At 59.8% G+C, this 26,662-nt stretch carries 17 protein-coding genes; 11 read left to right on the top strand and 6 right to left on the bottom strand.

Annotated features, from left to right (window positions below; translation table 11 throughout):
* Positions 1-95: 95 nt before the first annotated feature.
* Both PG883_RS04160 and PG883_RS04155 read right to left on the bottom strand, forming a co-directional pair.
* The gene (locus tag PG883_RS04160; protein WP_029314593.1) at positions 96-1,832 is read right to left on the bottom strand and encodes an ABC transporter transmembrane domain-containing protein; all 1,737 of its coding nucleotides are present in this window, start codon (positions 1,830-1,832) and stop codon (positions 96-98) included.
* A gap of 139 nt (positions 1,833-1,971) precedes the next feature.
* Complete coding sequence (locus tag PG883_RS04155) at positions 1,972-4,770, bottom strand: hybrid sensor histidine kinase/response regulator (RefSeq protein ID WP_049636010.1); 2,799 nt, start codon at positions 4,768-4,770, stop codon at positions 1,972-1,974.
* A gap of 153 nt (positions 4,771-4,923) precedes the next feature.
* Here PG883_RS04155 and trxC point away from each other — a divergent pair, with 153 nt between their 5' ends.
* The 3 genes from trxC to PG883_RS04140 all read left to right on the top strand — a co-directional run bounded on the left by trxC (position 4,924) and on the right by PG883_RS04140 (position 7,675).
* Positions 4,924-5,364, top strand: a complete 441-nt coding sequence (trxC, locus tag PG883_RS04150) for a thioredoxin TrxC (RefSeq protein WP_010674892.1) — start codon at positions 4,924-4,926, stop codon at positions 5,362-5,364.
* 154 nt (positions 5,365-5,518) lie between these two features.
* Positions 5,519-6,907, top strand: coding sequence for an SLC13 family permease (locus PG883_RS04145; protein WP_202041152.1), 1,389 nt, complete (start codon positions 5,519-5,521; stop codon positions 6,905-6,907).
* Positions 6,908-7,108: 201 nt separating this feature from the next.
* Positions 7,109-7,675 (top strand): cytochrome b/b6 domain-containing protein, encoded by a 567-nt coding sequence (locus PG883_RS04140; protein WP_010674894.1) that lies wholly within the window; start codon positions 7,109-7,111, stop codon positions 7,673-7,675.
* 64 nt (positions 7,676-7,739) lie between these two features.
* Here PG883_RS04140 and PG883_RS04135 read toward each other — a convergent pair whose 3' ends face one another.
* Both PG883_RS04135 and PG883_RS04130 read right to left on the bottom strand, forming a co-directional pair.
* Positions 7,740-10,214, bottom strand: coding sequence for a glycogen/starch/alpha-glucan phosphorylase (locus tag PG883_RS04135; protein ID WP_270806980.1), 2,475 nt, complete (start codon positions 10,212-10,214; stop codon positions 7,740-7,742).
* A gap of 393 nt (positions 10,215-10,607) precedes the next feature.
* On the bottom strand, positions 10,608-10,805 hold the full coding sequence (locus PG883_RS04130; RefSeq protein WP_005323525.1) for a DUF4250 domain-containing protein: 198 nt from the start codon (positions 10,803-10,805) through the stop codon (positions 10,608-10,610).
* Positions 10,806-11,039: 234 nt separating this feature from the next.
* On the opposite strand from PG883_RS04130, the gene PG883_RS04125 reads away from it, so the two are divergent.
* Positions 11,040-11,519, top strand: coding sequence for a cell division inhibitor (locus PG883_RS04125; protein WP_010674896.1), 480 nt, complete (start codon positions 11,040-11,042; stop codon positions 11,517-11,519).
* A gap of 329 nt (positions 11,520-11,848) precedes the next feature.
* Here the strand turns inward: PG883_RS04125 and PG883_RS04120 are convergent, their stop codons facing one another.
* Complete coding sequence (locus PG883_RS04120) at positions 11,849-13,372, bottom strand: fumarate hydratase (RefSeq protein ID WP_010674897.1); 1,524 nt, start codon at positions 13,370-13,372, stop codon at positions 11,849-11,851.
* Between the two features lie 210 nt (positions 13,373-13,582).
* Between PG883_RS04120 and pabB the strand changes: the two genes are divergently transcribed.
* From pabB to PG883_RS04105, 3 genes are all read left to right on the top strand, one after another.
* On the top strand, positions 13,583-14,953 hold the full coding sequence (pabB, locus tag PG883_RS04115; RefSeq protein ID WP_010674898.1) for an aminodeoxychorismate synthase component I: 1,371 nt from the start codon (positions 13,583-13,585) through the stop codon (positions 14,951-14,953).
* A 43-nt stretch (positions 14,954-14,996) separates the two neighbouring features.
* Positions 14,997-15,563: a CoA pyrophosphatase gene (locus PG883_RS04110; protein WP_029314598.1), complete on the top strand. Its 567-nt coding sequence runs from the start codon at positions 14,997-14,999 to the stop codon at positions 15,561-15,563.
* 215 nt (positions 15,564-15,778) lie between these two features.
* On the top strand, positions 15,779-17,077 hold the full coding sequence (locus PG883_RS04105; protein WP_029314600.1) for a serine/threonine transporter: 1,299 nt from the start codon (positions 15,779-15,781) through the stop codon (positions 17,075-17,077).
* 740 nt (positions 17,078-17,817) lie between these two features.
* Here PG883_RS04105 and sstT read toward each other — a convergent pair.
* Positions 17,818-19,068 (bottom strand): serine/threonine transporter SstT, encoded by a 1,251-nt coding sequence (gene sstT, locus PG883_RS04100; protein ID WP_010674901.1) that lies wholly within the window; start codon positions 19,066-19,068, stop codon positions 17,818-17,820.
* Between the two features lie 332 nt (positions 19,069-19,400).
* Here sstT and PG883_RS04095 point away from each other — a divergent pair, with 332 nt between their 5' ends.
* From PG883_RS04095 to PG883_RS04080, 4 genes are all read left to right on the top strand, one after another.
* The gene (locus PG883_RS04095) at positions 19,401-21,323 is read left to right on the top strand and encodes a RecQ family ATP-dependent DNA helicase (protein WP_114523010.1); all 1,923 of its coding nucleotides are present in this window, start codon (positions 19,401-19,403) and stop codon (positions 21,321-21,323) included.
* A 572-nt stretch (positions 21,324-21,895) separates the two neighbouring features.
* Positions 21,896-23,818, top strand: coding sequence for a PrkA family serine protein kinase (locus PG883_RS04090; protein ID WP_010674903.1), 1,923 nt, complete (start codon positions 21,896-21,898; stop codon positions 23,816-23,818).
* A 24-nt stretch (positions 23,819-23,842) separates the two neighbouring features.
* Positions 23,843-25,114: a YeaH/YhbH family protein gene (locus tag PG883_RS04085; RefSeq protein WP_270806979.1), complete on the top strand. Its 1,272-nt coding sequence runs from the start codon at positions 23,843-23,845 to the stop codon at positions 25,112-25,114.
* Between the two features lie 10 nt (positions 25,115-25,124).
* Positions 25,125-26,645, top strand: a complete 1,521-nt coding sequence (locus PG883_RS04080) for a SpoVR family protein (RefSeq protein WP_010674905.1) — start codon at positions 25,125-25,127, stop codon at positions 26,643-26,645.
* The last annotated feature ends 17 nt before the right edge of the window (positions 26,646-26,662 follow it).

Below are 26,662 nucleotides of genomic sequence, written 5' to 3'. Positions count from 1 at the left end.
CGCAACGTTCCACGGGAATTGACTCTCTTTGCTCCCCTCTCCGCTCGCGGGAGCCGGGCGGGGGGTGAAGGAAACCAGGGGCCTTGTCATCCTGTTCACAGGCTCTCCTCCACGTCCTGCTCCAGGCGCTGGTAGCGGACCATGTCCGCGTACCAGCCGTTCCTGGCCATCAGGGTCTCGTGACGGCCCCGCTCGCTGATCGCGCCCTGTTCCAGCACCAGGATCTCGTCCGCCTGCTCCACCGCCGTCATGCGGTGGCTCACCAGCACCAGGGTGCGCTTGTGGACCTTGAGGGCCAGCAGGATCTGCTGCTCGGTGTGGGCATCCACCGCCGAGAGGGCGTCATCCAGCACCAGGATAGGGGCATCCAGCAGCAGGGCGCGGGCGATGGCCAGACGCTGCTTCTGACCGCCGGAGAGGGTCACCCCCTTCTCTCCCACCTCGGTTTCATACCCTTTGGGGAAGCGACTGATGTCGTCGTGAACGCAGGCGATGCGCGCCACCCGTTCAATCTCCTCCCGGCTCGCCTCGGGGCGGCCCAGGGCGATGTTGGCCGCGATGGTGGTGGAGAACAGAAACGGCTCCTGGGGCACATAGGCAAACTGGCTGCGCAGCTCACCCAGCGACAGTTGCGAGATGGGCACCTCCCCCATGCGGATCTCCCCGGCCGTGGGGTTGGCCAGGCGCATCAGCAGCTTGAGCAGGGAGCTCTTGCCTGCCCCGGTGCGTCCCACTATCCCCAGCATGGCGCCAGCCTGCAGGGTGACATCCACCCCCTGCAACAGGGTGCGCTGCTCCAGCCGGTAGCCCAGCCCCAGCACCCGCAGGGGAAAGGCCGAGGCCAGCGCCATGGGATGGGCCGGCTCCTCGATGTCGCTGTGCTCCCCCAGCAGGCTTTCGATGCGCGAGTAGGCGGCGCTGCCCCGCTCGATGATGTTGAACAGCCAGGCGATGGCGAACATGGGCCAGATGAGCTGGCCGAGGTACATGGTGAAGCTGGTGAGCTCCCCCAGAGTCAGCTTGTCTTGCAGCACCAGGGCGCTGCCCCCTGCGACAGCCAGAAAATAGGAGCAGCCGATGCACAGGTAAATCACGGGGTCGAACTTGGCGTCGATGCGGGCCACCGCCATGTTGCGCTCCCCCGCCTGACGGGTCAGCTCGGCAAAGCCCTCGTCCTCTAGGGATTCGACCGCGTAGGATTTGAGCACCCGCACCCCGGAGAGGGCCTCCTGGGTCTTGTTGTTGAGGCGGGAGAAGGCCCCCTGAGCCGCCTTGAACTCCTTGTAGATCTGGGTCCCGAAGCGGTTCATGAAGAAGGCCATCACCGGCAGGGGCAGCAGGGAGAGCAGGGTCAGCTGCCAGGAGTACTGGCTGCACATGATGGAGAGCACCAGGATGCCGACGATGAAGGAGTCCACCAGGGTCAGTACCCCTTCCCCTGCGGTCATCTCCACCGCCTGGATGTCGTTGGTGGCGTGGGCCATCAGATCACCGGTGCGGTGGCGCTGGTAGAAATCCGGGCTCATGCGGGTGAAGTGGCTGAACAGCCGGTTGCGCAGCACGTAGGCGAGCCGGTAGGAGGCACCGAACAGCATGACCCGCCACACGTAGCGCAGCAGGTAGATAAGCAGTCCCAGGCCAAAAAGCCCCGCCAGATAGCCGGTCAGGGTGCCGCTGTCCAGGTCACCCTTGGCGATGCCATCCACCACCCAGCCCACCACCTTGGGGGGGATCACGGTAAACAGGGCCACCAGCATCAGCAGGGAGATGGCCACCAGATAACGCCGCCACTGATCCTTGAAAAACCAGCCAAGCCGCAAAAATACGCTCACAGAGAAGTCCTTGGTCGCGGCGCGCTGCCGCGTGATCATGAAGAGAAGCTCAATACAATCGCCCCCTGGCGGGGGCGAACGAGTGGGTCATCATAGCCTGAAGCGGGTGACTTGAGAACGATTGCTATCTTGCCCTCCCTCAGAGCCGCTTGTCGGGGGGCGAAAACGGGAAAGCGACCGACTCCTGCTGCTCCCCGGTGAGCAGGAAGTGGGAGACCTCCTCCCGGGTCTGGGTAAAGACCTGCTGCAACTGGTTGAGCTCCCCCTCGCTCAGCTCCTCCTGCAGCCGCAGCCGCCACTCCAGTTCCCCGGCCAGCAGTTGCAGGCGGGAAGCGGAGATGTTGGCCGAGACCCCCTTCAGGGTATGCAGCAAGCGGCACGCCACTTCGGGCTGCTGGCGACGCAGGGCGGTGCGGATGTCCCACAGATCGTCCTTGTGCTCGGAGAGGAACAGCTTGAAGAGGATCTGCAGCGCCTCCCTGTCATGCTCCAGCCGGCGCAGGGCATCCTCCAGATCCAGCACGCCCATGAGGGCCGGCGGCTTGACCTCGATGGGCACCTTGGGCTCCCCGCCGCTGCTCTTCACCCATTGCAGCAGGTTGTTGTAGAGATCGAGCTTGCTCACCGGCTTGGTGACATAGCCGTTCATGCCGACGCCAAGGCAGCGCTCCCTGTCCCCCGGCATGGCGCTGGCGGTGAGGGCGATGATGGGCACATCATGCTTGTCCACCATCTTGCGGATCTGGCGGGTGGCATCCAGCCCGTCCAGCACCGGCATCTGCAGATCCATCAGGATGACGTCGAACGGCTGCTCCGCCACCTGCTCCACCGCCTCGCGGCCGTTGTCCACCACGGTGACCTTGGCCTCCACCCGGCGCAGGTACTCCAGAATGAGCTGCTGGTTGACCCGGTTGTCCTCGGCCAGCAGCACCCGGGTACCACGCAGCAGCTCCCGGAACTGCTGCTGATCCCCCTGTGCCTCCGCCTGGCGGACCTTGCTGTCATGGGAGCTGCCGTTGAGCAGTTCGTCCACCTTGGCCAGCAAGGCGTTTTCGGTCATGGGCTTGGCCAGGAAGTGGGTCAGTCCCATGCTTTCCATCCGCCCGTGCAGCCCCTCCCTGGACCAGGCGCTGGTCATCAGGACAGGCAGGCGCCGCCACTGGCTGTGCTGGTACATCTCGAGGGCCAAGTCCAGGCCATCCTCCTGACCCATGCGCCAGTCGAGGATGGCGAGGCGGATGTGATGCCCCTCTTCACGCAGCACCTGACGGGCGCGGGAGAGGCTGTTGACCGTGATGACGGACGCCCCCGCCCGCCCCAGGATGTCCTTGGCCAGTTCCAGCACCAGCTCATTGTCATCCATCATCAGGATCAGGGGCTGGTGATCGAAGAAGACCCGGCGCCCCGAGACCCCGTACACCGCTTGGGAGATGGGGATCTCGAACAGGAAGGTGGAGCCCACCCCGGGTTTGCTCTGCACGGTGATCTCCCCGCCCATCAGCCCCACCAGGCGCTGGGAGATGTTGAGGCCAAGCCCGGAGCCGCCATATTTGCGGGTATTGCCCGCCTCCAGCTGGGTAAAGGGCTGGAACAGCTGGGCCTGCTTCTCCGGGGCGATGCCGATGCCGGTATCCCGCACGCTGAAACAGACCCGCATGGGATGCTGGCTGGTGAGGGTGATGGCCACCTCCACCTCGCCCCGCTCGGTGAACTTGATGGCATTGTTCACCAGGTTGACCAGTACCTGACCGAGGCGCAGCGGATCCCCGCGCAGAAAGTCGGGCACGGCGGGAGACTTGTTGATGATGACCTCGATGTGCTTGCGCTCCGCCAGATCCGCGAACATGGCGGCGAGGGAGTCGAGCTGCTCGCTGAGATCGAAGTCGATCTCCTCCAAGGTCAACTTGCCGGACTCCACCTTGGTGAGATCCAGAATGTCGTTGATGAGCAGCAGCAAGGTGTCCGACGAGGATCTGATCTTGTTGAGATAGTCCCGCTGCTGGGGATCCAGACTGGTTTGCAGTGCCAGGGCGCTGAAGCCGATGATGGCATTCATGGGGGTGCGGATCTCGTGGCTCATGTTGGCCAGGAAGTCGCTCTTGGCCTGGGCCAGCAGCGCGGCATGGCGAGAGAGCTCGCTCAGCTTCTGGTTGCGACGCCACAGGGTCGCGGCCACCAGCGAGAAGCAGAGCAGCGCCCCCCCCAGCACCATCAGGTAGAAGCGGCTCTTGAGGGAGGAGGCCCGCTCCAGCTTGCTCTGCTTCCAGGCGGGCAGTGAGCTCAGCCCCTTCATCTCCACCACCTGATTGCGCAGGCGATGGTACTCCATCACCTGCTGATTGAACTCCTGGCCCAGCCGGACGAGGGCCGTGACCCTCGGCTGCTCGCCATAGCGGTCAAGCAGGTGCTGCTGGAGTTGCAACAGTTGCCGCTGCTCGTTCTGATCCCAGCTGCGTCGGAGGTAGTGGTGCAGGCGCATGAGTTCGGTAAGGTCGCGGTACTGCGCCTCACCGACCGGCAGGGTGCCTTGCAACGCCTTGAGCTGGCCCTGGAAGCGGGGAGCCAGATACTCGATGGTCATCTCCATGGTGTAAAGCCTGGCGAGATCCAGCAGATAACCGTCGATGTCCCGCTGCAACGCCTGGGAGCCGGGGTCGTCCACCGACTCCGGATCCTCGTGCACCAGCCTGACGAACCTGTCCAGGTGACTGGAAAGCAGGCTCAGACGTTGCTGTACGCTGCCATCGCTGGCCTTCTCGCGCCCCAGCAGATAGACGGTATCGGTATTGACCCGATTGAGCACCATCTCAGCCGCCACGCTCAAATCGAAGGCACGCTGCTGCTGGCTGAGCAACTGCCAGCAATAGGCAGAAAAGCCCACCAGCGATACGATGATAAGGCCAAAGACAACACGATTGCCCCGTGCAACACTCTTCATCCCGTCTCGATTCTCATGTCATGGTCGGCCATCCGGTGACATCAGGTCACGGCCGGAGGCCAACTGTGAAAAACCACTGAGTGCTATGTTACCGTTAGTCGGCGCTCTGATTGCAATAAAGATGTTGCCGGGCCATGAAATAAGGAAGCAATTATGTCACTTGTCACCACCTATTGTAGCCAATGCTTTACCCGCAACCGCCTGCCTGTCGAAAAAGCAGACTCAAACGCGAAGTGTGGCCGCTGCCGTCACGCCCTCTTCGAACAAACCCCGGTGGCGGGGCGTCAGGCCAGCTTCGATGCCCTGATCCAGTCCGACATCCCGGTGGTGGTGGACTTTTGGGCAAGCTGGTGTGGCCCCTGCCTGCAGTTTGCCCCCGTCTTTCAGGAGGTCGCCCGGGAGCTTGAGCCCCGCCTTCGCTTCGTGAAACTCGATACCGAGCAGGAGGCCGCCATCGCAGGTCGCTATGGCATTCGCAGCATTCCTACCCTGATGGTCTTCCAGCGGGGGGAGATCCTGGCACAGCGCAGCGGCTCCCTGCCCAAGAGCCTGTTCAAGGAGTGGCTGCTCTCCTTCACCTCCCCTGTCAAATGAAAATAAAATGTTTCATTTCTGTTTGATTGAAGATCCATCTTCACTTGACTCTGTGAGTCGCCACATGATTTGACCATATCCCCCTGTTTCAAACAGGGGGATATATGTAACCTCGGCATCACAACAACAACCATAAATTAACCGAGAGAACGTTATGCACACATCGGCTGTACCTCCGACTCCCCCCTCACGCTGGCTGGACATCAAGTCCGGGATCGTCATCCTGGATCTGCTCCTGCTCTGCGCCATGCTGGCATGGCTCCCGTTTGACCCCATGGTCAACAAGGGGCTGGCCATCCTAATCTTCATCGCCATCCTCTGGCTGACCGAGGCGGTGAACATCACCATCACTGCCATCTCCATCCCGGTGCTCGCCACCCTGCTCGGGGTGTTCGACATGAGCAAGTCGCTGACCGACTTTGCCAACCCCGTCCTGTTCCTCTTCTTTGGCGGCTTTGCCCTCGCTGCAGCCCTCTCCAAGCAGGGACTCGACACCCAGATCGCCGGCAAGGTGATGCAGCTCGCCAAGGGACACCTGGGCTGGGCTTCCATCGTGCTCTTCACCATCACGGCCGCCCTCTCCATGTGGATCAGCAACACCGCAACCGCGGCCATGATGATGCCGCTGGCCCTCGGCATGCTGAAAGGGCTGGACGTTCACAAGGAGCGCCGCACCCTTGTCTTCGTGCTGCTTGGCGTCGCCTATAGCGCCAGCATCGGTGGCATCGGCACACTGGTGGGCAGCCCCCCCAATGCCATCGCCGCCGCCCAGATGGGCTTGGGCTTCACCGACTGGCTGGAGTTCGGCATCCCCGTGGTGATCATCTTCATGCCGGTAGGCATCGGCCTGCTCTACTGGGTGACCCGTCCCAATCTCTCCCACCAGGTCAGCACCGAGCAGGTCACCATCGAGTGGACAGGTCAGCGCAAAGTGACCCTGGCCATCTTCCTGACCACGGTGCTGCTGTGGATTGGATCCCAGCCTCTTGCCAAGGCGCTGGGCGGCATTCCCCAGTTCGATACCCTGATCGCCATGGGCGCCATCCTGGCCATCGCCGTCAGCCGCGTCGCCAGCTGGGATGACATCAACCAGAACACCGACTGGGGCGTGCTGCTGCTGTTCGGGGGTGGTCTCACCTTGAGCGCCATCCTCAAGCAGACCGGGGCCAACGCCTTCCTGGCGGAGCACCTCTCCAGCAGCCTCTCCTCCATGCCCATCTTCGTGATCCTGCTCTGCCTGGCCGCCTTCGTGGTGTTCCTGACCGAGCTGGTCTCCAACACCGCCACTGCCGCGCTGCTGGTGCCGCTGTTCGCCGGGGTGGCCGAGGCACTGGGGGTCTCCCCCATTGTGGTCTCCGTGCTGATCGCCGTCGGCGCCTCCTGTGCCTTCATGCTGCCGGTGGCAACGCCTCCCAACGCCATCGTCTTCGCCAGCGGCCATATCCAGCAGCGGGAGATGATGCGGGCCGGCCTGGTACTGAACCTGGTGTTCACCGTCATCCTGACCATGCTGGCCTATTTCATGGGGGATATCCTCCACTGAGGTTCGCCCCCTAATGCCCCTCCAAGCCCCGCATCGCCGGGGCTTTTTCTCGCCCCGAAACCACCGCACTCCCTACCCGCGACATCACGGCGACATTAACTTGCACTTAAGAAATCGCCTCCATGATGCTGACAACGGCCATCACGCAGCCATGGCTGACGATGGCGATGATCATGGACATCACGACAAGGGGATCACCTCATGGGTAAGACGATGCAGAACAACCGTGAAATCAAGGTATGGGATCCGGTGGTCAGGGTATTTCACTGGGCCACTGTGCTGTTGTGCGTGCTGAATCTCTTCATCCTTGAAGAGGGGGCGCGCAACCACCGCTATGCGGGATATGCGCTGGCCGGACTGCTGGCACTGCGCATCGTATGGGGATTCATCGGCTCCTATCATGCCCGCTTCGCCCAGTGGCTGCCGACACCGACCGGCGTCATCACCTATCTCAAGGAGACGATCAAGGGGCGCCACCCCTACTACGCCGGTCAAAATCCTTTGGGGTCCTTGATGATACTGCTGCTGTTGACCTGCCTTGTCGGCACCGCCGCCAGCGGGATCATGACCGAATACGGGCCGCTCTCCGGCACCCATCGCATGGAAGAGATCCACGAGTTCTTTGCCAAGGGGCTGCAGGTGGCCATCTTCGTCCATGTACTGGCCGTCATCGCCCTGGATCGTCTGGTACGGGGTGATCTCGTCAGGGCGATGATCACCGGCAAGAAACGGGTGCCGGCGGACACCCGGGTGGTCGACAGGCCCTGAGCCTCCCTCAGCCCGACAGATGAAAAAAAACCCCGCATCGCGGGGTTTTTCACAGGAGCAGACATCAGCCGACGCTGCAGCTCGTCAGTTTCCAGATACGGTCTACGTAATCCTGGATGGAGCGGTCGGAGTTGAACTTGCCCATGGTGGCAGAGTTGATGATGGCTTTCTTCGCCCACAGGGCCGGATCCCGGTACCAGGCATCGATCAGCTTGTGCGCCTCGGAGTAGGACTCGAAATCCGCCAGTGTCAGGTAAGGGTCTCCCCCTTCCAGCAAGGAGCGCTTGATGGAGGCCAGCTCACCCGGACGACCCGGCGTGAAGTAGTCGGTATCAAACCAGTCCAGCACGGCTTTCAGCTCGGAGTTGGCGTAGTAGAAGTCATACGGGTTGTAGCCGCGCACCTTCAGGGACTTCACCTCGTCCACATTCAGACCGAAGATGGCGCAGTTCTCGGCACCCGCCTCTTCGGCGATCTCGATGTTGGCTCCATCCAGCGTCCCGATGGTGATGGCACCGTTCAGCGCCATCTTCATGTTGCCGGTACCGGATGCTTCGTAACCTGCGGTGGAGATCTGCTCGGAGACATCCGCCGCCGGGATCAGCTTCTCGGCAAGGCTCACGCGGTAGTTCGGCATGAACACCACTTTCAGCTTGCCCTGAATACGGGCGTCGTTGTTGACCCGCTCCGCCAGCTTGTTGATGGCGTAGATGATGTCCTTGGCCAGCTTGTAGCCGGGCGCCGCCTTGGAGCCGAAGATGAACACCCGCGGATGCATGTCATAGTCCGGGTTCGCCAGCAGGCGACGGTAGAGCGCCATGATGTGGATGAGGTTCAGTTGCTGGCGCTTGTACTCGTGCAGACGCTTGATCTGGACGTCGAAGATCGCCTCCGCACTCACGTCGATGCCGGTTTCCGCCTTGATGACCTTGACCAGCTTCTCCTTGTTGTGGCGCTTGATGGTCATGAACTGCTGCTGGAACGCCTTGTCGTCGGCAAACTTCACCACGCTGCGCAGCTTGTCCAGTTGCAGCGGCCACTCCTTGCCCACCACCTCGTTGTAGAGTTCGGCCAGTTCCGGGTTGCAGGCCAGCAGCCAGCGACGGGGAGTCACACCATTGGTGACGTTGCACATCTTCTCGGGCCACAGCTCGGCATACTCGGGGAAGAGATCTTCCTTCACCAGCTTGGAGTGGATCTCGGCCACGCCGTTCACCTTGGAGGAGCCGATGACGCACAGGTTGCCCATACGCACCTTGCGCACGTCACCCTCTTCGATGATGGAGAGCTTGGCCTTGATGGCATCGTTGCCCGGCCACTTGGGCTCCACCAGCTCGTTCAGGAAGCGGGCGTTGATTTCATAAATGATCTCGAGGTGACGGGGCAGTACCTTCTTGAACAGGCTGACGGACCACTTCTCCAGCGCTTCCGGCAGCAGGGTGTGGTTGGTGTAGGAGAAGACCTGATAGCAGATGCCCCAGGCGGTATCCCAGTTCAGCCCCTCTTCGTCCACCAGCACGCGCATCAGCTCGGGGATGGCCACGGTGGGGTGGGTATCGTTGAGCTGGATGGCGATTTGCGCGGCAAAGTTGCTGAAGTCACTGCCATGCACCCGCTTGTAGCGACGCATGATGTCCTTGATGGAGCAGGCGCAGAAGAAGTACTGCTGGATCAGGCGCAGCTCCTTGCCGGCGTCGGTCTCATCGTTCGGGTAGAGCACCTTGGAGATGGTCTCGGCCTGGGCCTTCTCGGCCTGGGAGTCGATATAACCACCGGCGTTGAACACGTCCCAGTCGAAGAACTCGGAGGCGCGGGATTCCCACAGACGCAGGATGTTGACGGTGTGACCACCGAAGCCGACCACCGGAATGTCCCAGGGCACCCCTTTGATCTTGCGACCGGCGTGCCACACCTTCTTCAGGCCACCCTTGTCACCAAAGACGGTCTCCACGTAGCCGTAGAGCGGGATCTCCTGCACCGATTCCGGGCGGCAGATCTCCCAGGGGTTGCCATATTCGCGCCAGGAGTCCGGACGCTCGATCTGACGGCCATCCTGAATTTCCTGACGGAACAGGCCGTGCTCGTAGTGGATGCCATAGCCCACCGCCGGGTAGTTCAGAGTGGCCAGGGAATCGATGAAGCAGGCAGCCAGACGACCCAGGCCGCCGTTGCCAAGGGCCATGTCAGGCTCTTGTTCACACAGATCGGTCAGTTCCAGACCAAGTTCACCCAGCGCCTCTTCACAGACTTTGTAGAGGGAGAGGTTGTGCAGGTTGTTGGAGGTCAAACGCCCCATCAAAAATTCAGCAGAGAGATAGTGAATCGCACGAGTATCTTTCTTGAAGTGAGCCTGCTGAGTACGGGTCAGGCGCTCGTACACCTGTTCATTGACGGCGGCAGCGGTCGCTTTCCACCAGGCATCCGGAGAGGCTTTCTGTTCGCTTGTACCCAAGGTAGAACGCAGGTGACGCACGATACTCGCCTTGAGCTGATCTTTATCCAGTTGGAGATCCTGGTCTGTCTTCTTCTTGGTAGCCATAAACCATTTTCCTTCGTTACAAATAAAAAATGTCATCCCATCGGGTGGACCGGCGCTGTTGTTATCTCAGAATATGCTCCGGCGGGGGCATACTAGCTAAAGCCAAGGGTTTAAAAGTTAACGTGAGTCACACTTTAACGCATAAAAATGACAGTTTCACCATGAAAACCCTTTCCTTTAGCCAGCCTGAATGAAATATAAATTTCGTTTTAAATCATAGTGATATAAGAAAACAAAAAAGATAGTTTCATGAATAGGTTTTCAATGATTGCCTGTGACTGAAAATACGTGAAAATAACCGCCGACTAGGGAGAAATTGAAAGCGCTTTCAATTCACACCCCCTCGTCAGGTAATAAAAAGGATGCCCCAATCGGAGCACCCTTTGATTTCAATTAACCATGTGCCTTGAACTGATTGCTCATAGGGTCGTAGTGATACCCGATCTGTTGCAGACGTGTAGCCAGCTGATCTTCTGTCATGTCGTAGTAAGCCAGCAGCTCTTCCAGACCATCACACTCCAGCCGCAGCTTCTCGTTGATGATCCCGAGCAGAATGTTCGCATCCAGTCGTTGCAAGGTACTAACGTCCATCTCGCTCCCTCCTCTCCCTATACAGGACTGTATAACCATGAGCGCCGACCCGAAGTTTGTCTACAGGTTAAAAAACACCCTGTATAAGGAAGATATAAATATCCTTTTTAATCATGTAGTTAAACTCATCTCCTGTTAATCGGCTCACACTTTTAGCCACAAATGACTTGTCACTCCTTGCGAACAGAACTACTGTATGCGCATACAGCATGGTTATTCATACAGGAACGACATATGAGCCAGCCCCTGAATCTTTGCCCCCCCTCCTCCTCTGCCGGTCTGATCACCACCTGGCCCACTCGCCATCAGAGCAAGATGGGACAAGAGCAGCGGCGCGGCCCTCTCCATCAGGAAGCGCCGCTGCTGGATGCCCTGGGGCAACTGAGTCAGTCTGACAGTGGCTGGATCCTGCTCGTCGCCCCGCCCGGTCTGCCCGCCGCCGCGCAATTGCAGGCCAGAGGGATCAATCCTGCCAGGGTGCTTGTCGTGCACGCCCCCAAGATCAAGAATTGGCAGCGCCTGCTGGAGCAGAGCCTGATCAATGGTCACTGCGCCGCCGTGCTGACCTGGCTGCCCGAACAGGTCGCCCTGGACCGGAGCACATTGAGCACCCTGGGCCAGCGTGCCGGTGTCCTGACCCGCTTCTTCGAGCCCGCAACCCCTCTGGGTGGGGCACTGAGCTACGGCGGCCAGGATATCTACCTGAACCACTGATCGCCCCTTCGGCGTGACAGCCAATGCGCCGGCATTGCCCACCGGGTTATCCAGGCTTCCGACCCGGGATGCCATGGCGACAAAGACAAAGACAAAGCAGCACAGCAGCACAGCAGCACAGCAGCACAGCAGCACAGCAGCACAGCAGCACAGCAGCACAGCAGCACAGCAGCACAGCAGCACAGCAGCACAGCAGCACAGCAGCAGTAAATTTGCTCAGGCCCAGACCGTCAAATGGGGCCCGCAAAAAAAGGCGACCCGAGGGTCGCCTTTCAACATGCTGCTGTACGGGGGCTAATCGCCCTCCGTTTGCATCGAAGTCCGATTGATCAAGCCAGCTTGGTCTCCAGCTCGGCAATTTTGGCGGACCAGTAGGCCGGGCCGGTCTCGTGGATGTTGTTGCCCTGGGAGTCGACCGCCACGGTGACCGGCATGTCTTCCACCTCGAACTCGTAGATGGCCTCCATCCCCAGATCGGCAAAGGCCACCACGCGCGCCTTCTTGATGGCTTTCGCTACCAGATAGGCGGCGCCGCCCACCGCCATCAGGTAGACAGCCTGGTGCTGCTTGATGCTCTCGACCGTCTTGGGGCCGCGCTCGGACTTGCCGATCATGCCGATAAGGCCGGTTTCTCCCAGCATCATGTCGGTGAATTTGTCCATCCGGGTGGACGTGGTGGGGCCAGCCGGGCCGACCACCTCGTCACGCACCGCATCGACCGGGCCCACGTAATAGATGAAGCGGTTGGTGAAATCGACCCCTTCCGGCAGTCCTTCACCTTTTTTCAGCATGTCGGCGATGCGCTTGTGGGCGGCGTCGCGGCCGGTCAGGATCTTGCCGGAGAGCAGCACGGTATCACCGCTCTTCCAGCTGGCAAGCTCTGCCTTGGTGATGCCATCCACGTTGACCCGGCGCACATTGCCACCGGACTCACGGGTGATCTCCGGCCAGTCTTCCAGCCTGGGGGGTGTCAGCTCCGCCGGGCCGGAGCCATCGAGTTCGAAATGCACGTGACGGGTGGCGGCGCAGTTGGGGATCATCACCACGGGCTTGGAGGCGGCGTGGGTCGGTGCGGATTTCACCTTCACATCCAGCACCGTGGTCAGGCCGCCCAGCCCCTGGGCACCGATCCCGAGCTTATTGACCTTGTCATAGAGCTCGACCCTCAGCTTCTCTTCGGTGGTCTCGGGACCACGGGCAATCAGCTCCTGGATGTCTATGTGCTCCATCAGAGCTTCCTTGGCGAGCACCGCCGCCTTCTCGGCGGTGCCGCCGATGCCGATGCCGAGCATGCCGGGCGGGCACCAGCCAGCCCCCATGGTCGGCACCGTCTTGAGCACCCACTCCACGATGTCGTCGGAGGGATTGAGCATCACCATCTTCGATTTGTTTTCGGAGCCGCCGCCCTTGGCCGCGATACTCACTTCCACCTTGTTGCCCGGGATCATGTCGATGTGCACGACAGCGGGGGCATTGTCTTTGGTGTTCTTGCGGCTGCCGGCCGGATCCGCCAGCACGGAGGCGCGCAGCGGGTTGTCCGGATTGGTATAGGCGCGGCGGGTGCCCTCATCCACCATCTCCTGGACCGTCATGTCGCTGTCCCACTGTACCTGCATGCCGATCTTGACGAAGCAGGTGACGATACCGGTGTCCTGACAGAGCGGGCGATGACCTTCGGCAGACATGCGGGAGTTGATCAGAATCTGGGCCAGGGCATCTTTGGCGGCCGGGTTGATCTCGCGGTCATAGGCGGCCTTGGCGGCCTGCACGAAATCGAGGGGGTGGTAGAAGGAGATGTACTGCAGGGCGTCAGCAATGGAATCGATAAAGTCCTGTTTTCTAATGATGCTCATATCATCCTCACTGGTCCTTGTTATCGCTTGCGCGAGCAAGGGCTTCCATATGAGCCGGGCCTTCGGCAGGTGGCAAATGCACCTGGAGCCGGCAGACTGCGGCGTGTTTTTATAACGGTGTTTTTCTTAAAAATGCCGGCGGCCATGATACGCTTGACCACCCGAACCGGCTAGGGAGCCGGGCGCAAACTGTTGCCTATGTAACAAAAAATGAAACCAAGACTGCATATCCACCATTTCGACCCGCAGGCCTCGCTCCACACCTGGTTTGCCTGCCTGCAACACCAACCCTGGGCCATCCTGCTGGAATCCGCCGGCCCCCTGGGGGCTGACAACGGTTTTGACATCATCAGCGCCGATCCGCTTGCCACCCTGGAAACCCGGGGTACCAGCACCTGCCTCACCCAGGATAACCACCAGCACCATCATGACGGCGATCCCCTCGCCCTGCTCGCCAAGACCCAGCAAGCCCTGCTTGGGGAGCGCGTTGAGGATGACTCGGGATTGCCGTTTATCGGGGGAGCCCTGGGACTCTTTGGCTACGATCTGGGCCGACGATTCGAGCGTCTGCCCGCAGTGGCGCAACAGGACATCCAGGTGCCCGACATGGCGGTCGGGATCTACGACTGGGCGCTGCTGCGAAATGTCGCGACGGGACACTGGCAACTGGCCCACTGGGGTGATGAAGCCGGCCTCGCCCGCAGGCTCGACTGGCTGATGGCGCAGCGCGAACGACCCCCCCTCCCCCTTCGCCTGACCGGCCCCTGGCAGAGCAACATGACGCGGGCCGAATACGGAGACAAGTTTGCCCGTATCCAGGCCTATCTGGCGGCGGGGGATTGTTACCAGATCAACCTGACCCAGCGCTTCAGCGCCCCTTATCAGGGGGATGAATGGTCCGCCTATCTCGCCCTGAGCGCCGCCAACAAGGCGCCGTTCTCCGCCTTTGTCCGCCTGCCGCACAGCGCCATTCTGAGCCTCTCCCCGGAGCGTTTCCTGCTGCTCGACAAGCGCCATATCGAGACCAAGCCCATCAAGGGCACCCGGCCTCGCCACCCTGATCCCGCCCAGGATGCCAGGGTGGCCGAGTCGCTCGCCAGCGCCGACAAGGACAGATCGGAGAACCTGATGATCGTCGATCTGCTGCGCAACGACATCGGCCGGGTGAGCCGGCCGGGGTCGGTCACGGTCCCGCACCTCTTTGCCGTGGAATCCTTCCCGGCGGTGCATCATCTGGTTTCCACCATTCACGGAGAACTGGATGCGCGCTGGCAAGAAGTGGATCTGCTGCGGGCCTGCTTCCCCGGCGGCTCCATCACAGGGGCTCCCAAGATCCGGGCGATGGAGATCATCGAGGAGCTGGAACCGGTGCGGCGCAATGCCTACTGCGGCAGCATCGGTTATCTGAGTCAGCACGGAAGGATGGATACCAGCATCTGCATCCGTACCCTGATCGCCGAAGCCGGTCAGCTGCACTGCTGGGCGGGGGGCGGCATCATCGCCGACTCCGATCCCGACGCCGAATATCAGGAGACCTACGACAAGGTGGCCCGCATCCTGCCACTGCTCGATGCCCTTTGACCCCATCCGGCCCTGCGGGGCCGACACAAGGAGACCCATGGAGATGACGAGTGCCGAGCTGCTGACCCGCTTTTTGCTGCAGCGCCCCGCCCCCGCCCATCGCCTGGCACTGGCCGGGCTCAAACCTGCCGCCGTGTTGATCCCCCTGGTGGAGCGCCCCGAGGGCCTGCACCTGCTGCTGACGCGCCGCAGCGCCGCCCTGCGCCACCACCCGGGGCAGATCAGCTTTCCCGGCGGGCGCCAGGACCCGGAAGACCGGGACCTCATTCACACCGCGCTCAGGGAAACCGAGGAGGAGCTTGGCATTCCCCCCTCCCAGATCCGGATCATCGGCAGCCTCACCCCTCTCAATACCGTCTCACGCTACGATGTGCTGCCGGTCCTCGCCATGCTCGACCCAGGCTACGGGCTGACCCTGAGCCAGGACGAGGTGGCCCAGGCCTTCGAAGTCCCCCTCGCCCACGTGCTGGATCCGGGGCAGCACATAGCCCTGAGCCTGCCAAGGGCGGACGGACGTCACACCATCTATTGGATCCCTTGGGAGCAATCTTTCATCTGGGGGGCCACTGCCAGCATGATCCGCCAGCTTGCCCAACACATCTCGACATAACATTTCGACAACATGATGAGGTGGGAAATTATCCAGTTAACATTCAAATAACACTGCATTTGATAAATAAATTTTGATTTTTTATTCTTTTGATCACATTTCTACAAGAAAGTACGGGTTTTAGCCGCACAAAGGTGAATTTGATCAACATTTTTGATTAAAAAGAAAGTATTCTTGCGCCGACTAATTAAAACCACACATTCGGGGTGAGACACATGTCCAATACTGTCACTGGCGCACAGGATGTTGCAGCCGCACAGGAGCAAGGAATCAGCTCGGTCCAATCTCGCGGTTGGAGTAAACAAGACACCACCTGGGTGATCAGCCTGTTCGGTACCGCCGTCGGTGCAGGTATCCTGTTCCTGCCCATCAACGCCGGCATGGGTGGCTTCTGGCCGCTGGTAGTGATGGCGCTGCTGGTCGGCCCCATGACCTACCTGGCACACCGTGGTCTGGCGCGCTTCGTGCTCTCCTCCAAGCAGCCCAATGCCGACATCACCCAGGTGGTGGAAGAGCACTTCGGCGTGGGTGCCGGTAAATTGATCACCCTGCTCTACTTCTTTGCCATCTACCCCATCGTGCTGATCTACGGCGTGGGCATCACCAACACGGTGGAAAGCTTCCTGGTCAACCAGTTGCAGATGACGCCGCCCCCGCGCTGGATCCTCTCCATCGTGCTCATCATGGCCATGATGTCCGTGATGCTGGCTGGCGAGAAGCTGATGCTGAAAGTGACCGAGTTCCTGGTCTATCCGCTCATCGCCATTCTGGCGGGCATCTCCCTGTACCTGATCCCGGACTGGACCGGTGCGGCCCTGAATGAAATGCCGAGCACCAAGGATTTCGCCACCACCCTGTGGCTGACCATCCCGGTGCTGGTGTTCTCCTTCAACCACAGCCCGGCCATCTCCAGCTTCGCCCTGGCTCAGCGCCGTGATCACGGTGAGCATGCCGTCGCCAAGTCCGACGCCATCCTCAAGCGCACCGCCATCATTCTGCTGGGCTTCGTGATGTTCTTCGTCTTCTCCTGCGTGATGAGCCTGACGCCGGCCCAGCTGGCAGAAGCCAAGTCCCAGAACATCGCCGTGCTCTCCTACCTGGCCAACCAGCATGCGAGCCCCATCATCTCCTACTTCGGTCCGCTGGTTGCCTTCGTGGCCATCGTCTCCTCCTTCTTCGGCCACTATCTGGGTGCCCGTGAAGGTCTGAAAGGGATGATCGTCCAGAACATGCGCAGCTCCGGCAAGGCACCGAACCACAAGAAAGTGGAGCTGTTCATCATCGCCTTCTTCATCCTGACCCTGTGGGGCGTGGCCGTGATCAACCCCTCCATCCTCGGGATGATCGAATCCCTGGGTGGCCCCATCATCGCCACCATCCTGTTCCTCATGCCCATGTACGCCATCAAGCGCGTCCCGGCCATGGCGAAATACCAGGGTCAGATCAGCAACGTCTTCGTGGCGACCATGGGCCTTATCGCCATCTCCGCCATCCTTTATCAACTGGTCGGCTAAGCCTTCCTGCGATACCGTCGGGCCAGCATCTGGCCCGGCGCCTCCCACAGCCCGGCAGATCTCCTCTGCCGGGCTGAGTTCGTTGTGATCATAAGGTACTGGGCTCAGATGATCAGAGCCCCCTGCCCTCAAATCAGAGACAGCCCTTTCACCCACTCTCTTTCCCCTTGGTGACAGCTTGCCGCTCATATTCCTTCCCCAATGACACACGACCAAGACGTACTGTGTTATCCCGTCATCTGCTGCGCGCCATCGGCCTTGCCAGACAGAACACCAGAGCCCTTGTCCTTACCAGGAACGCCCGCTCTTCGGGGTTTAGCCCAGAGAGCCGACACCCCCACCCAATGGAGCCTTTCTTCAAGGTACTCAGGGAAAGTACCGGCTACAGGGCGCAGGCAAACCGCCGAGAGGGCCTTGACCGGGCTTCCCGTACAGCGTCCGAAGAGCAGATGACCCCTTCGGTCACCAGAGGGGATGTCACACGCCGCCATGCTGACAGCACAATCAGCCCGATATGCCCGGCGAATGCAGCGCCGGGCACGTTTGTACAGGGAATGGCTTGTTGGCGGTGGCGAGAACACGTAAGGCAGCCAACGGGCCCCTCCCGAGAAATCACACAGGGGGATCCGAGCACTGTCAGTGCCATGACACGGCGAGAAGGTGCAGGGCGCCTGACGCGCGCGCAAATAAAAAGCGCCCTCCGAAGAGGGCGCCTGTGCAGAGCGGAAAGTCTGAGGGGATCAAGCTTCGCGGCTGGGGACCGGGGCGGCATCCAGCAGGCTCTCATCCTCGGCCATGCAGGCCGCCGCAGTGAACAGCACGTCGGTGGAGCTGTTGAGGGCCGTTTCGGCGGAATCCTGCAACACCCCGATGATGAAGCCAACGGCCACCACCTGCATGGCGATGTCGTTGCTGATACCGAACAGGCTGCACGCCAGCGGGATCAGCAGCAGGGAGCCGCCCGCCACACCGGAAGCGCCACAGGCACTGATGGTGGCGACGACGGAGAGCAGAATGGCGGTTGCCATGTCCACTTCCATCCCCAGGGTATGCACCGCCGCCATGGAGAGCACGGTAATGGTGATGGCGGCGCCGGCCATGTTGATGGTGGCACCCAGCGGGATGGAGACCGCATAGGTGTCTTCCGGCAGGCGCAGCCTCTCGGCCAGGGCCATGTTGACCGGAATGTTGGCGGCGGAGCTGCGGGTGAAGAAGGCGGTCACACCGCTCTCTTTCAGGCAGGTCAGCACCAGGGGATAGGGGTTGCGCTTGATCTTCCAGAAGACGATGAGCGGATTGACCACGAAGGCGATGAACAGCATGCAGCCGATCAGTACCACCAGCAGCTGGGCATAGCCAAACAGCGCATCGAAGCCGGTTTCAGCCAGGGTGGAGGCAACCAGGCCCAGGATGCCGAGCGGAGCGCAACGGATCACGGCCTTGACGATGGCGGAAACCCCGTGAGACACATCGGAAATCAGTGATTTGGTGCTCTCATTGGCGTGACGCATGGCGATACCAAGGCCGATGGCCCAGGCCAGGATGCCGATATAGTTGGCTTCCAGCAGTGCTTTCACCGGGTTGGTCACCACGTTGAACAGCAGGGTCTGCAGCACTTCCGTGATGCCCCCCGGCGGCGTGATCTCGGTAGCGCCTGCCACCAGATGCAGGTTGGAGGGGAAGAGGAAGCTCGCCACCACTGCCACGGCAGCCGCCAGGAAGGTACCCAGCACATAGAGCAGCAGGATCGGTTTCATGTTGGTCTTCTGACCCTGCTTGTGGCCGATGATCGCCGACATCACCAGCACGAAGACCAGCAGCGGCGCCACGGCCTTCAGGGCGCCGACGAACAGGCTGCCGAGCAGACCCGCCGCCTTGGCCCACTCGGGCATGAACATCGCAAGAAGGATACCGAATACCAGACCGACTAGGATCTGGCTAACCAGACTGGTGCTGTTGACCAGTCGAATGAGGGGGTGTTGTTGTGTCATCAAGTAGTCCCTGTGCACTCATGGTGCGTGAATCATTAGTCCTGTTGGCAACCAGCCCCGCGCATTGGCACCGGTCCGTTGACGGTGACGCCGTGGGCAGCTCTTCTGGTGGATCTGTCCCGTTCGCGTGGGGTTGCGGACAAGAATATCCCATCTGCCATGGTTTTTTTCCACATAATCACTGAAAAATATCAGGGTTACCTCACAAAAAATCTACAACAATGTGATAACACAATATCAACCACGGTCAAAATGTCACCAAACCAGTCCGATCATCGGCCACCACTGGGCCAGAAGTGATATGATGACGCCCTTTTTCAGGGAGCCTTGCCATGATCACCTCTTTATTGACCCGACACTTCGGCTTTGATCGCTTGCGGCCCGGGCAGGAAGCGGTGATCAGTCGTCTGCTGGCCGGCAAGAGCGCCGCAGCCATCTTCCCGACTGGCGCGGGGAAATCCCTCTGTTATCAATTGCCCGCCCTCGCACTGCCCCACCTGACCCTGGTCATCTCTCCCCTGCTGGCCCTGATGCACGATCAGCTCGCCTTTTTGCGCAGCAAGGGGATCGCCGCCGCCACTCTGGACTCCAGCCAGACAGCGGAAGAGAGCCGGCGCGTGATGCAGCAGGCCAGCGATGGCCAGCTCAAGATCCTGATGATTTCGGTGGAGCGCCTCAAAAATGAGCGCTTTCGCCGCTTCATCGCCCACATCCCCCTGTCACTGCTGGTGGTGGACGAGGCCCACTGCATCTCGGAGTGGGGCCACAACTTTCGCCCCGACTACCTCAAGCTGCCGGATCATCGCCGTGAACTGGCCATCCCCCAGGTGCTGTTGCTGACCGCCACCGCCACCCCGGCCGTCATGGCGGACATGCAGGCAAAATTTGCCATCGACCGGGACGATCTGGTGGTCACCGGTTTCTACAGACCCAATCTGGATCTGGCCGTCCTCCCGCTGGCCGGCAGTGCCCGCGATACCTGGCTGCGCGAGGAGCTGCACCGGGATCCGGCCGCCCCCACCATCGTCTACGTGACTCTGCAACACAGCGCAGAGCAGTGCGCCGCGCAGCTACAGGCCAGCGGCATCCGGGCATGCGCCTACCATGCGGGGCTCGATCCCGCCCTGCGCAGCCAGATCCAGCATGACTTCATGGCTGGCAGACTCGACTGCATCGTGGCCACCATCGCCTTTGGCATGGGCATCGACAAGGCCGACATTCGCCGGGTCATTCACTACGACCTGCCCAAGTCCATCGAGAACTACAGTCAGGAGATAGGCCGCGCCGGACGTGACGGGCTTCCCTCCCGCTGCACCGTGCTGGCGAGCCGCGCCCAGTTGCCGGTACTGGAAAACTTCGTCTATGGGGATACGCCGGACAGGGACGCCATCGCGCACTTGCTCGATATCGTGCGCCAGAGCGGCGCTGAGTGGGAATTCAGCCTGCTGCGCCTCTCCAACGAGACCAACATTCGCCAACTGCCCCTCAAGACCCTGCTGGTCTATCTGGAGATGGCGGGGGTCATTGCACCGGCCTACAGCTACTTTGCCGAGTACCGCTTCAGGTTCGTACTGGAAAAACAGGCGATCCTCGCTCGTTTCAATTCCGAACGCCGCCAGTTCCTGGAGCAGGTCTTTGCCTGCGCACCCCAGGCGCGCACCTGGTGCACCATGGACTTCGAAGCGCTGTGGCAGGGATACCAGGGGGAACGCCAGCGCGCCGCGACGGCGCTGGACTACCTGCAGCAGCAGGGTTGGATCGAGCTTGAAAGCAAGCAGATGACCGAGGTCTATCGGGTGCTGAGCCAGCAAATCGATACCGCGACCCTGGCCGAAGAGCTGCATGGATTGTTTGAAAAGAAAGAGCAGAGCGAACTGGCCCGCCTTCAGGCGCTGCTGGCCTTTTTCACCTCGACCACCTGCCTCAGCCATGAGCTTGCCCGCTATTTTGCCGACGACGCGGCCCCCGAGCGGTGCGGGCACTGTTCCGTCTGCCGGGGAGAGATCGCCGTGTTGCCGCCGCTTGCATCACCGGGCTTGCCCAACGAGCACGGTTTGCGCGCCTGGTGCGATCCGCTGATCGCCCTGTGCCATCAGCGCCATCCCAGGATCCTGACCCGTTTCCTGTGTGGCATCGCCACCCCGCTGACGACCCGTCTCAAGGCCAGGGATCTGGCCGGTTTTGGCCAGTTGGCGGACCATCCCTTCGCCGAGGTGCTGGCGGTGGTGTCAGCCCTCTATCCCGCCGAATCCTGAGCTTGCAGGTTTGGCGCCGTTCAGGCGCTGAAAAAATAAGACCCTCGCGGATGCGAGGGTCAAGCCAACGGAAACGTGCTTAAACAGAGCTTAGTATCTGCACAATCACCCACTCTCTTGCTAAAGCGATGACTGCTCGACACAGGGCCAATCTAGAGCAGCCAGAATGTAGCGTCAATGTAAAAATTAGAGCAAAAGCATCAAACAAATAACGTTACGTTAACGTAAGCGACACGTCTTTTTACCCTCTATTCCCTGCCGCCCTTGCCCTTGCTGGCACCGCCCCCTGACAAAACAGAGCGTCACCATTTTCTCCCTCTGGCACACAAAGATTTATTTTTTATGTCTTTGACATTTGCATCACTGTCGTGGCAAAAATAATTTAACAGTCAGTAACATAGGTATGTCACTTACTGCTTCTTCCCGCACGAGGATCGGGAAGCTCCCGCACAAACTTAAACCAATGATGGCGATGGATTACTGGGGGCTGTTGACTAGGCTTAAGAGGTAAACAGAACAAAAGTAGTGATCCACTCTTTTTCAGGGCAAGCGACTATAACGAGGGCTAAGTTATGGGCATCTTCGAGCACTATCAACAGCGGTATGAGAAGGCCAGAGAGGAGGAGTACAGCATCCAGGAGTTTCTGGATATGTGCAAACAGGACAAATCCTGCTACGCCTCTGCCGCCGAACGTCTGCTGACCGCCATCGGCGAGCCGGAAATGATCGACACCTCGACCAATCCACGTCTCAGCCGTCTCTTTTCCAACCGCGTCGTCGCACGTTATCCCGCTTTCAAAGACTTCTATGGCATGGAAGAAGCCATCGAACAGATTGTCTCCTATCTCAAACATTCCGCTCAGGGTCTGGAAGAGAAGAAACAGATCCTCTATCTGCTCGGACCGGTTGGCGGCGGTAAATCCTCGCTGGCAGAGAAACTCAAATCCCTGATGCAAAAAGTGCCCATCTATCGCATCAAGGGCTCACCAGTGAATGATCACCCCTTCTGCCTGTTTGACATCGACGAAGATGGCGAAATCCTCGAGAAGGAGTACGGCATCCCTCGCCGTTATCTGCGCCCCATCATGTCTCCCTGGGTCGCCAAGCGCCTTCACGAGTTTGGCGGCGACATCACCAAGTTCAAGGTGGAGAAGGTGAACCCCTCCATCCTCGATCAGATCGCCATCGCCAAAACCGAACCGGGGGACGACAACAACCAGGACATCTCCTCCCTGGTCGGCAAGGTCGATATCCGCATGCTGGAACACTTCGCCCAGGATGATGCCGATGCTTACTCCTACTCCGGTGCGCTATGCAAGGCAAACCAGGGGATGATGGAGTTCGTCGAGATGTTCAAGGCCCCCATCAAGGTGCTGCACCCGCTGCTGACGGCGACGCAAGAGGGGAACTACAACGGTACCGAAGGGCTCTCCGCCCTCCCCTTCGACGGCATCCTGCTGGCCCACTCCAACGAATCCGAGTGGCAGCAGTTCCGCAACAACAAGAACAACGAAGCCTTCCTCGACCGTGTTTACATCGTCAAGGTGCCCTACTGCCTGCGCGTCTCGGAAGAGGTGAAGATCTATGAAAAACTGCTGTTCAACAGCGAGCTGACCGAGGCCAAATGCGCACCGGGTACTCTGGAGTTGCTGGGCCAGTTCTCGGTGCTGTCGCGGCTCAAGGAGCCGGAAAACTCCAGCCTCTATTCCAAGATGCGAGTCTATGACGGCGAGAGTCTCAAAGACACGGATCCCAAAGCGAAAAGCTATCAGGAGTACCGGGATTATGCGGGGGTTGACGAGGGCATGAACGGCCTTTCCACCCGTTTCGCGTTCAAGATCCTCTCCCGTGTCTTCAACTTCGACCACGCGGAAGTGGCAGCCAACCCGGTGCACCTCTTCTATGTGCTGGAGCAGCAGATAGAGCGCGAGCAGTTCCCGCAAGAGCTGCACGATCGCTATCTGGAGTTCATCAAGGGTTACCTGACTCCGCGCTACGTCGAGTTCATCGGCAAGGAGATCCAGACCGCCTACCTCGAGTCGTATTCAGAGTACGGTCAGAACATCTTCGATCGCTACGTCACCTACGCCGACTTCTGGATCCAGGATCAGGAGTATCGTGACCCAGAAACCGGCCAGCTGTTTGACAGAGCGTCTCTCAACAGCGAGCTGGAGAAAATTGAAAAACCTGCCGGGATCAGCAACCCGAAAGATTTCCGCAACGAAATCGTCAACTTCGTGCTGCGTGCCCGGGCCAACAATGCAGGCCGTAACCCCAACTGGACCAGTTACGAGAAGCTGCGCACCGTGATCGAGAAGAAGATGTTCTCCAACACGGAAGAGCTGCTGCCGGTTATCTCCTTCAACAGCAAAACCTCGGCTGAGGAGCAGAAGAAGCACGATAACTTTGTCGAACGGATGATGGAGAAAGGCTACACACGTAAACAGGTGCGGCTGCTCTCCGAGTGGTATCTCAGGGTACGCAAGTCATCCTGACCCTGCCGTGTTCAAGGGGGAGTTATGGCGCATTTTATCGACCGCAGGCTCAACGGCAAAAACAAAAGCGCTGTCAATCGGCAGCGCTTCATCCGCCGCTACAAGAAGCAGATAAAACAAGCGGTCTCGGATGCTGTCTCCAAGCGCAGCATTCAGGACGTGGACAAGGGTGAGAGCATCAGCATCCCGACCAAGGACATCGGGGAACCCCATTTTCATCAGGGTCATGGCGGCAAACGGGAGATGGTGCATCCAGGCAACGACCAGTTCGTATCTGGTGACAAGATTGACCGGCCCAAAGGGGGTGGCGGCGGCCAAGGGAGTGGCGAGGGCCAGGCTTCGGATCAAGGAGAGGGAGTCGATGATTTCGTCTTCCAGATCTCCAAGGACGAGTACCTGGACTTGCTGTTCGAGGATCTGGAGCTGCCGCGGCTGCAAAAGACCCAGCTCAACCAGCTGATGGAGATGAAGACCTATCGGGCCGGCTACACCTCCAACGGGGTGCCTGCCAACATCAACGTGGTGCGCTCCCTGCAAAATTCGCTGGCGCGGCGCATGGCGCTGCAGGCAGGCAAGAAACGTCAGTTGCGTGAACTGGAGGAGCGCCTGGCCCAGCTGGCTTGCGAGCCCAACGACCATTTCGCCGAAATGGCGCAACTTGAAAAAGAGATCAGGGAGCTGAAACGACGGATCGATGCGGTCCCCTTTATCGACACCTTCGACCTCAAATTCAACAACTTTGTCAAACGGCCCGTCCCCTCGAGCCAGGCGGTGATGTTCTGCCTGATGGACGTCTCCGGTTCCATGGATCAGGCTACCAAGGAGATGGCCAAGCGTTTCTATATCCTGCTTTATCTATTCCTGAGCCGGACTTACAAGAATGTCGAGGTGGTCTACATCCGCCACCACACCCAGGCCAAGGAGGTGGACGAGCACGAGTTCTTCTACTCCCAGGAGACCGGCGGCACCATCGTCTCCAGTGCGCTCAAGATGATGAACGACATCATCAACGAACGTTATCCCGCCAACCAGTGGAACATCTATGCGGTGCAGGCCTCTGATGGTGACAACTGGGCCGATGACTCACCCCAGTGCAGGGAGATCCTGATGCGCGACATCATGCCGCGGGTGCGTTACTACTCCTACATCGAGATCACTACCCGCGCCCACCAGACCCTGTGGCACGAATATGAGGCGGTGGCAGAGCAATACGCCCACTTCGCCATGGAGCACATTCGCAAGGTCGAGGACATTTATCCGGTGTTCCGGGAATTGTTCAAGAAGCAAGCGGCTTGAGGGATCACATATGGTAGAAACCGCAAGAAAGATAGCGCCGCTGGACGATGGTCCTGACTGGAACTTCGATCTGCTGGAGCTTTATCACCAGGAGATAGCCCGGGTCGCCAAATTCTATCGGCTCGACACCTATCCCAACCAGATCGAGGTGATCACTGCAGAGCAGATGATGGATGCCTACTCCAGTGTCGGCATGCCCATCGGTTATCAACACTGGTCATTCGGCAAGCGCTTTATCCACACCGAACGCAACTACAAGCGCGGCCAGATGGGACTCGCCTACGAGATCGTCATCAACTCGGACCCCTGCATCGCCTATCTGATGGAAGAGAACACCATGCCGATGCAGGCGCTGGTCATGGCCCACGCCTGCTATGGTCACAACTCCTTCTTCAAGAACAACTATCTGTTCAAGGCCTGGACCGATGCCTCCTCCATCATCGACTACCTGTTGTTTGCCAAGAACTACATCACCGAGTGCGAGGAAAAACACGGCATCGATGCGGTGGAGAAACTGCTTGACTCCTGCCATGCCCTGATGAACTTCGGGGTGGATCGTTACAAGCGGCCCCAGAAGATTTCTCTGGCCGAGGAGAAACGGCGCCAGAAGGCGCGGGAAGATTATCTGCAAACCCAGGTCAATGAGCTGTGGCGTACCCTGCCCAAGCAGCACAAGATTGCCGGGGTGGAAGACAGGCGCTATCCTGCCGAGCCTCAGGAGAACATCCTCTATTTCATCGAAAAGAATGCCCCCCTGCTCGAGCCCTGGCAGCGCGAGGTGGTGCGTATCGTGCGCAAGATCAGTCAGTACTTCTACCCGCAGAAGCAGACGCAGGTGATGAACGAGGGCTGGGCCACCTTCTGGCACTACACCATTCTCAACCACCTCTATGACGAGGGAAAAATCAGCGATCGCTTCATGCTGGAGGTACTGCACAGCCACACCAACGTGGTCTATCAGCCCCCCTACAACAGCCGGTATTACTCGGGGATCAACCCCTACGCCCTTGGCTTTGCCATGTTCACGGACCTGCGTCGCATCTGCGAACACCCGACCGAGGAGGACAGATACTGGTTCCCCGATTACGCTGGCACCAACTGGGTCGAGACATTGCATTTCGCCATGCAGAACTTCAAGGACGAAAGCTTCATCAGCCAGTTCCTCAGTCCCAAGGTGATGCGCGACATGAAGCTCTTTGCCATCGATGACGACGATCTGAAGAACCACCTCAAGGTGTCCGCCATTCACAATGAAGAGGGCTACCGACTGGTGCGTAGCACCCTGTCCGCTCAATACAACCTGAGCAACCTGGAGCCCAACATTCAGGTCTACAACGTGGCAGTGAAAGGCGATCGCTCCCTGACCCTGCGCTATGTTCCCCACAACCGCATCCCCCTTGGCGAGTCACGCCACGAGGTGCTCAAGCATCTGCATCAGCTGTGGGGCTTCGATGTGGTGCTGGAGCAGGACAATGGCGAGCTATCCGCAGATATCATCGGCCGTTGTCCGGACCGCAAGAGCATGACCTGACGTCAGTGCCGGGCATA

The organism is Aeromonas sp. QDB25 (genome assembly GCF_027707725.1).
Lineage (GTDB): Bacteria > Pseudomonadota > Gammaproteobacteria > Enterobacterales > Aeromonadaceae > Aeromonas > Aeromonas caviae.
Note: the sequence above shows the minus strand (reverse complement) of the source record. Positions and strands in the feature narration are given on the sequence as shown.

Excerpts from the sequence above, each read along its gene's own strand:
- PG883_RS04090 (WP_010674903.1), top strand. The coding sequence starts at position 21,896 with ATGGGCATCTTCGAGCACTATCAACAGCGGTATGAGAAGGCCAGAGAG.
- PG883_RS04140 (WP_010674894.1), top strand. The coding sequence starts at position 7,109 with ATGGGTAAGACGATGCAGAACAACCGTGAAATCAAGGTATGGGATCCG.
- PG883_RS04095 (WP_114523010.1), top strand. The coding sequence starts at position 19,401 with ATGATCACCTCTTTATTGACCCGACACTTCGGCTTTGATCGCTTGCGG.
- PG883_RS04135 (WP_270806980.1), bottom strand. The coding sequence starts at position 10,214 with ATGGCTACCAAGAAGAAGACAGACCAGGATCTCCAACTGGATAAAGAT.
- pabB (WP_010674898.1), top strand. The coding sequence starts at position 13,583 with ATGAAACCAAGACTGCATATCCACCATTTCGACCCGCAGGCCTCGCTC.
- PG883_RS04130 (WP_005323525.1), bottom strand. The coding sequence starts at position 10,805 with ATGGACGTTAGTACCTTGCAACGACTGGATGCGAACATTCTGCTCGGG.
- PG883_RS04125 (WP_010674896.1), top strand. The coding sequence starts at position 11,040 with ATGAGCCAGCCCCTGAATCTTTGCCCCCCCTCCTCCTCTGCCGGTCTG.
- trxC (WP_010674892.1), top strand. The coding sequence starts at position 4,924 with ATGTCACTTGTCACCACCTATTGTAGCCAATGCTTTACCCGCAACCGC.
- PG883_RS04110 (WP_029314598.1), top strand. The coding sequence starts at position 14,997 with ATGACGAGTGCCGAGCTGCTGACCCGCTTTTTGCTGCAGCGCCCCGCC.
- sstT (WP_010674901.1), bottom strand. The coding sequence starts at position 19,068 with ATGACACAACAACACCCCCTCATTCGACTGGTCAACAGCACCAGTCTG.
- PG883_RS04145 (WP_202041152.1), top strand. The coding sequence starts at position 5,519 with ATGCACACATCGGCTGTACCTCCGACTCCCCCCTCACGCTGGCTGGAC.
- PG883_RS04155 (WP_049636010.1), bottom strand. The coding sequence starts at position 4,770 with ATGAAGAGTGTTGCACGGGGCAATCGTGTTGTCTTTGGCCTTATCATC.
- PG883_RS04080 (WP_010674905.1), top strand. The coding sequence starts at position 25,125 with ATGGTAGAAACCGCAAGAAAGATAGCGCCGCTGGACGATGGTCCTGAC.
- PG883_RS04105 (WP_029314600.1), top strand. The coding sequence starts at position 15,779 with ATGTCCAATACTGTCACTGGCGCACAGGATGTTGCAGCCGCACAGGAG.
- PG883_RS04120 (WP_010674897.1), bottom strand. The coding sequence starts at position 13,372 with ATGAGCATCATTAGAAAACAGGACTTTATCGATTCCATTGCTGACGCC.
- PG883_RS04085 (WP_270806979.1), top strand. The coding sequence starts at position 23,843 with ATGGCGCATTTTATCGACCGCAGGCTCAACGGCAAAAACAAAAGCGCT.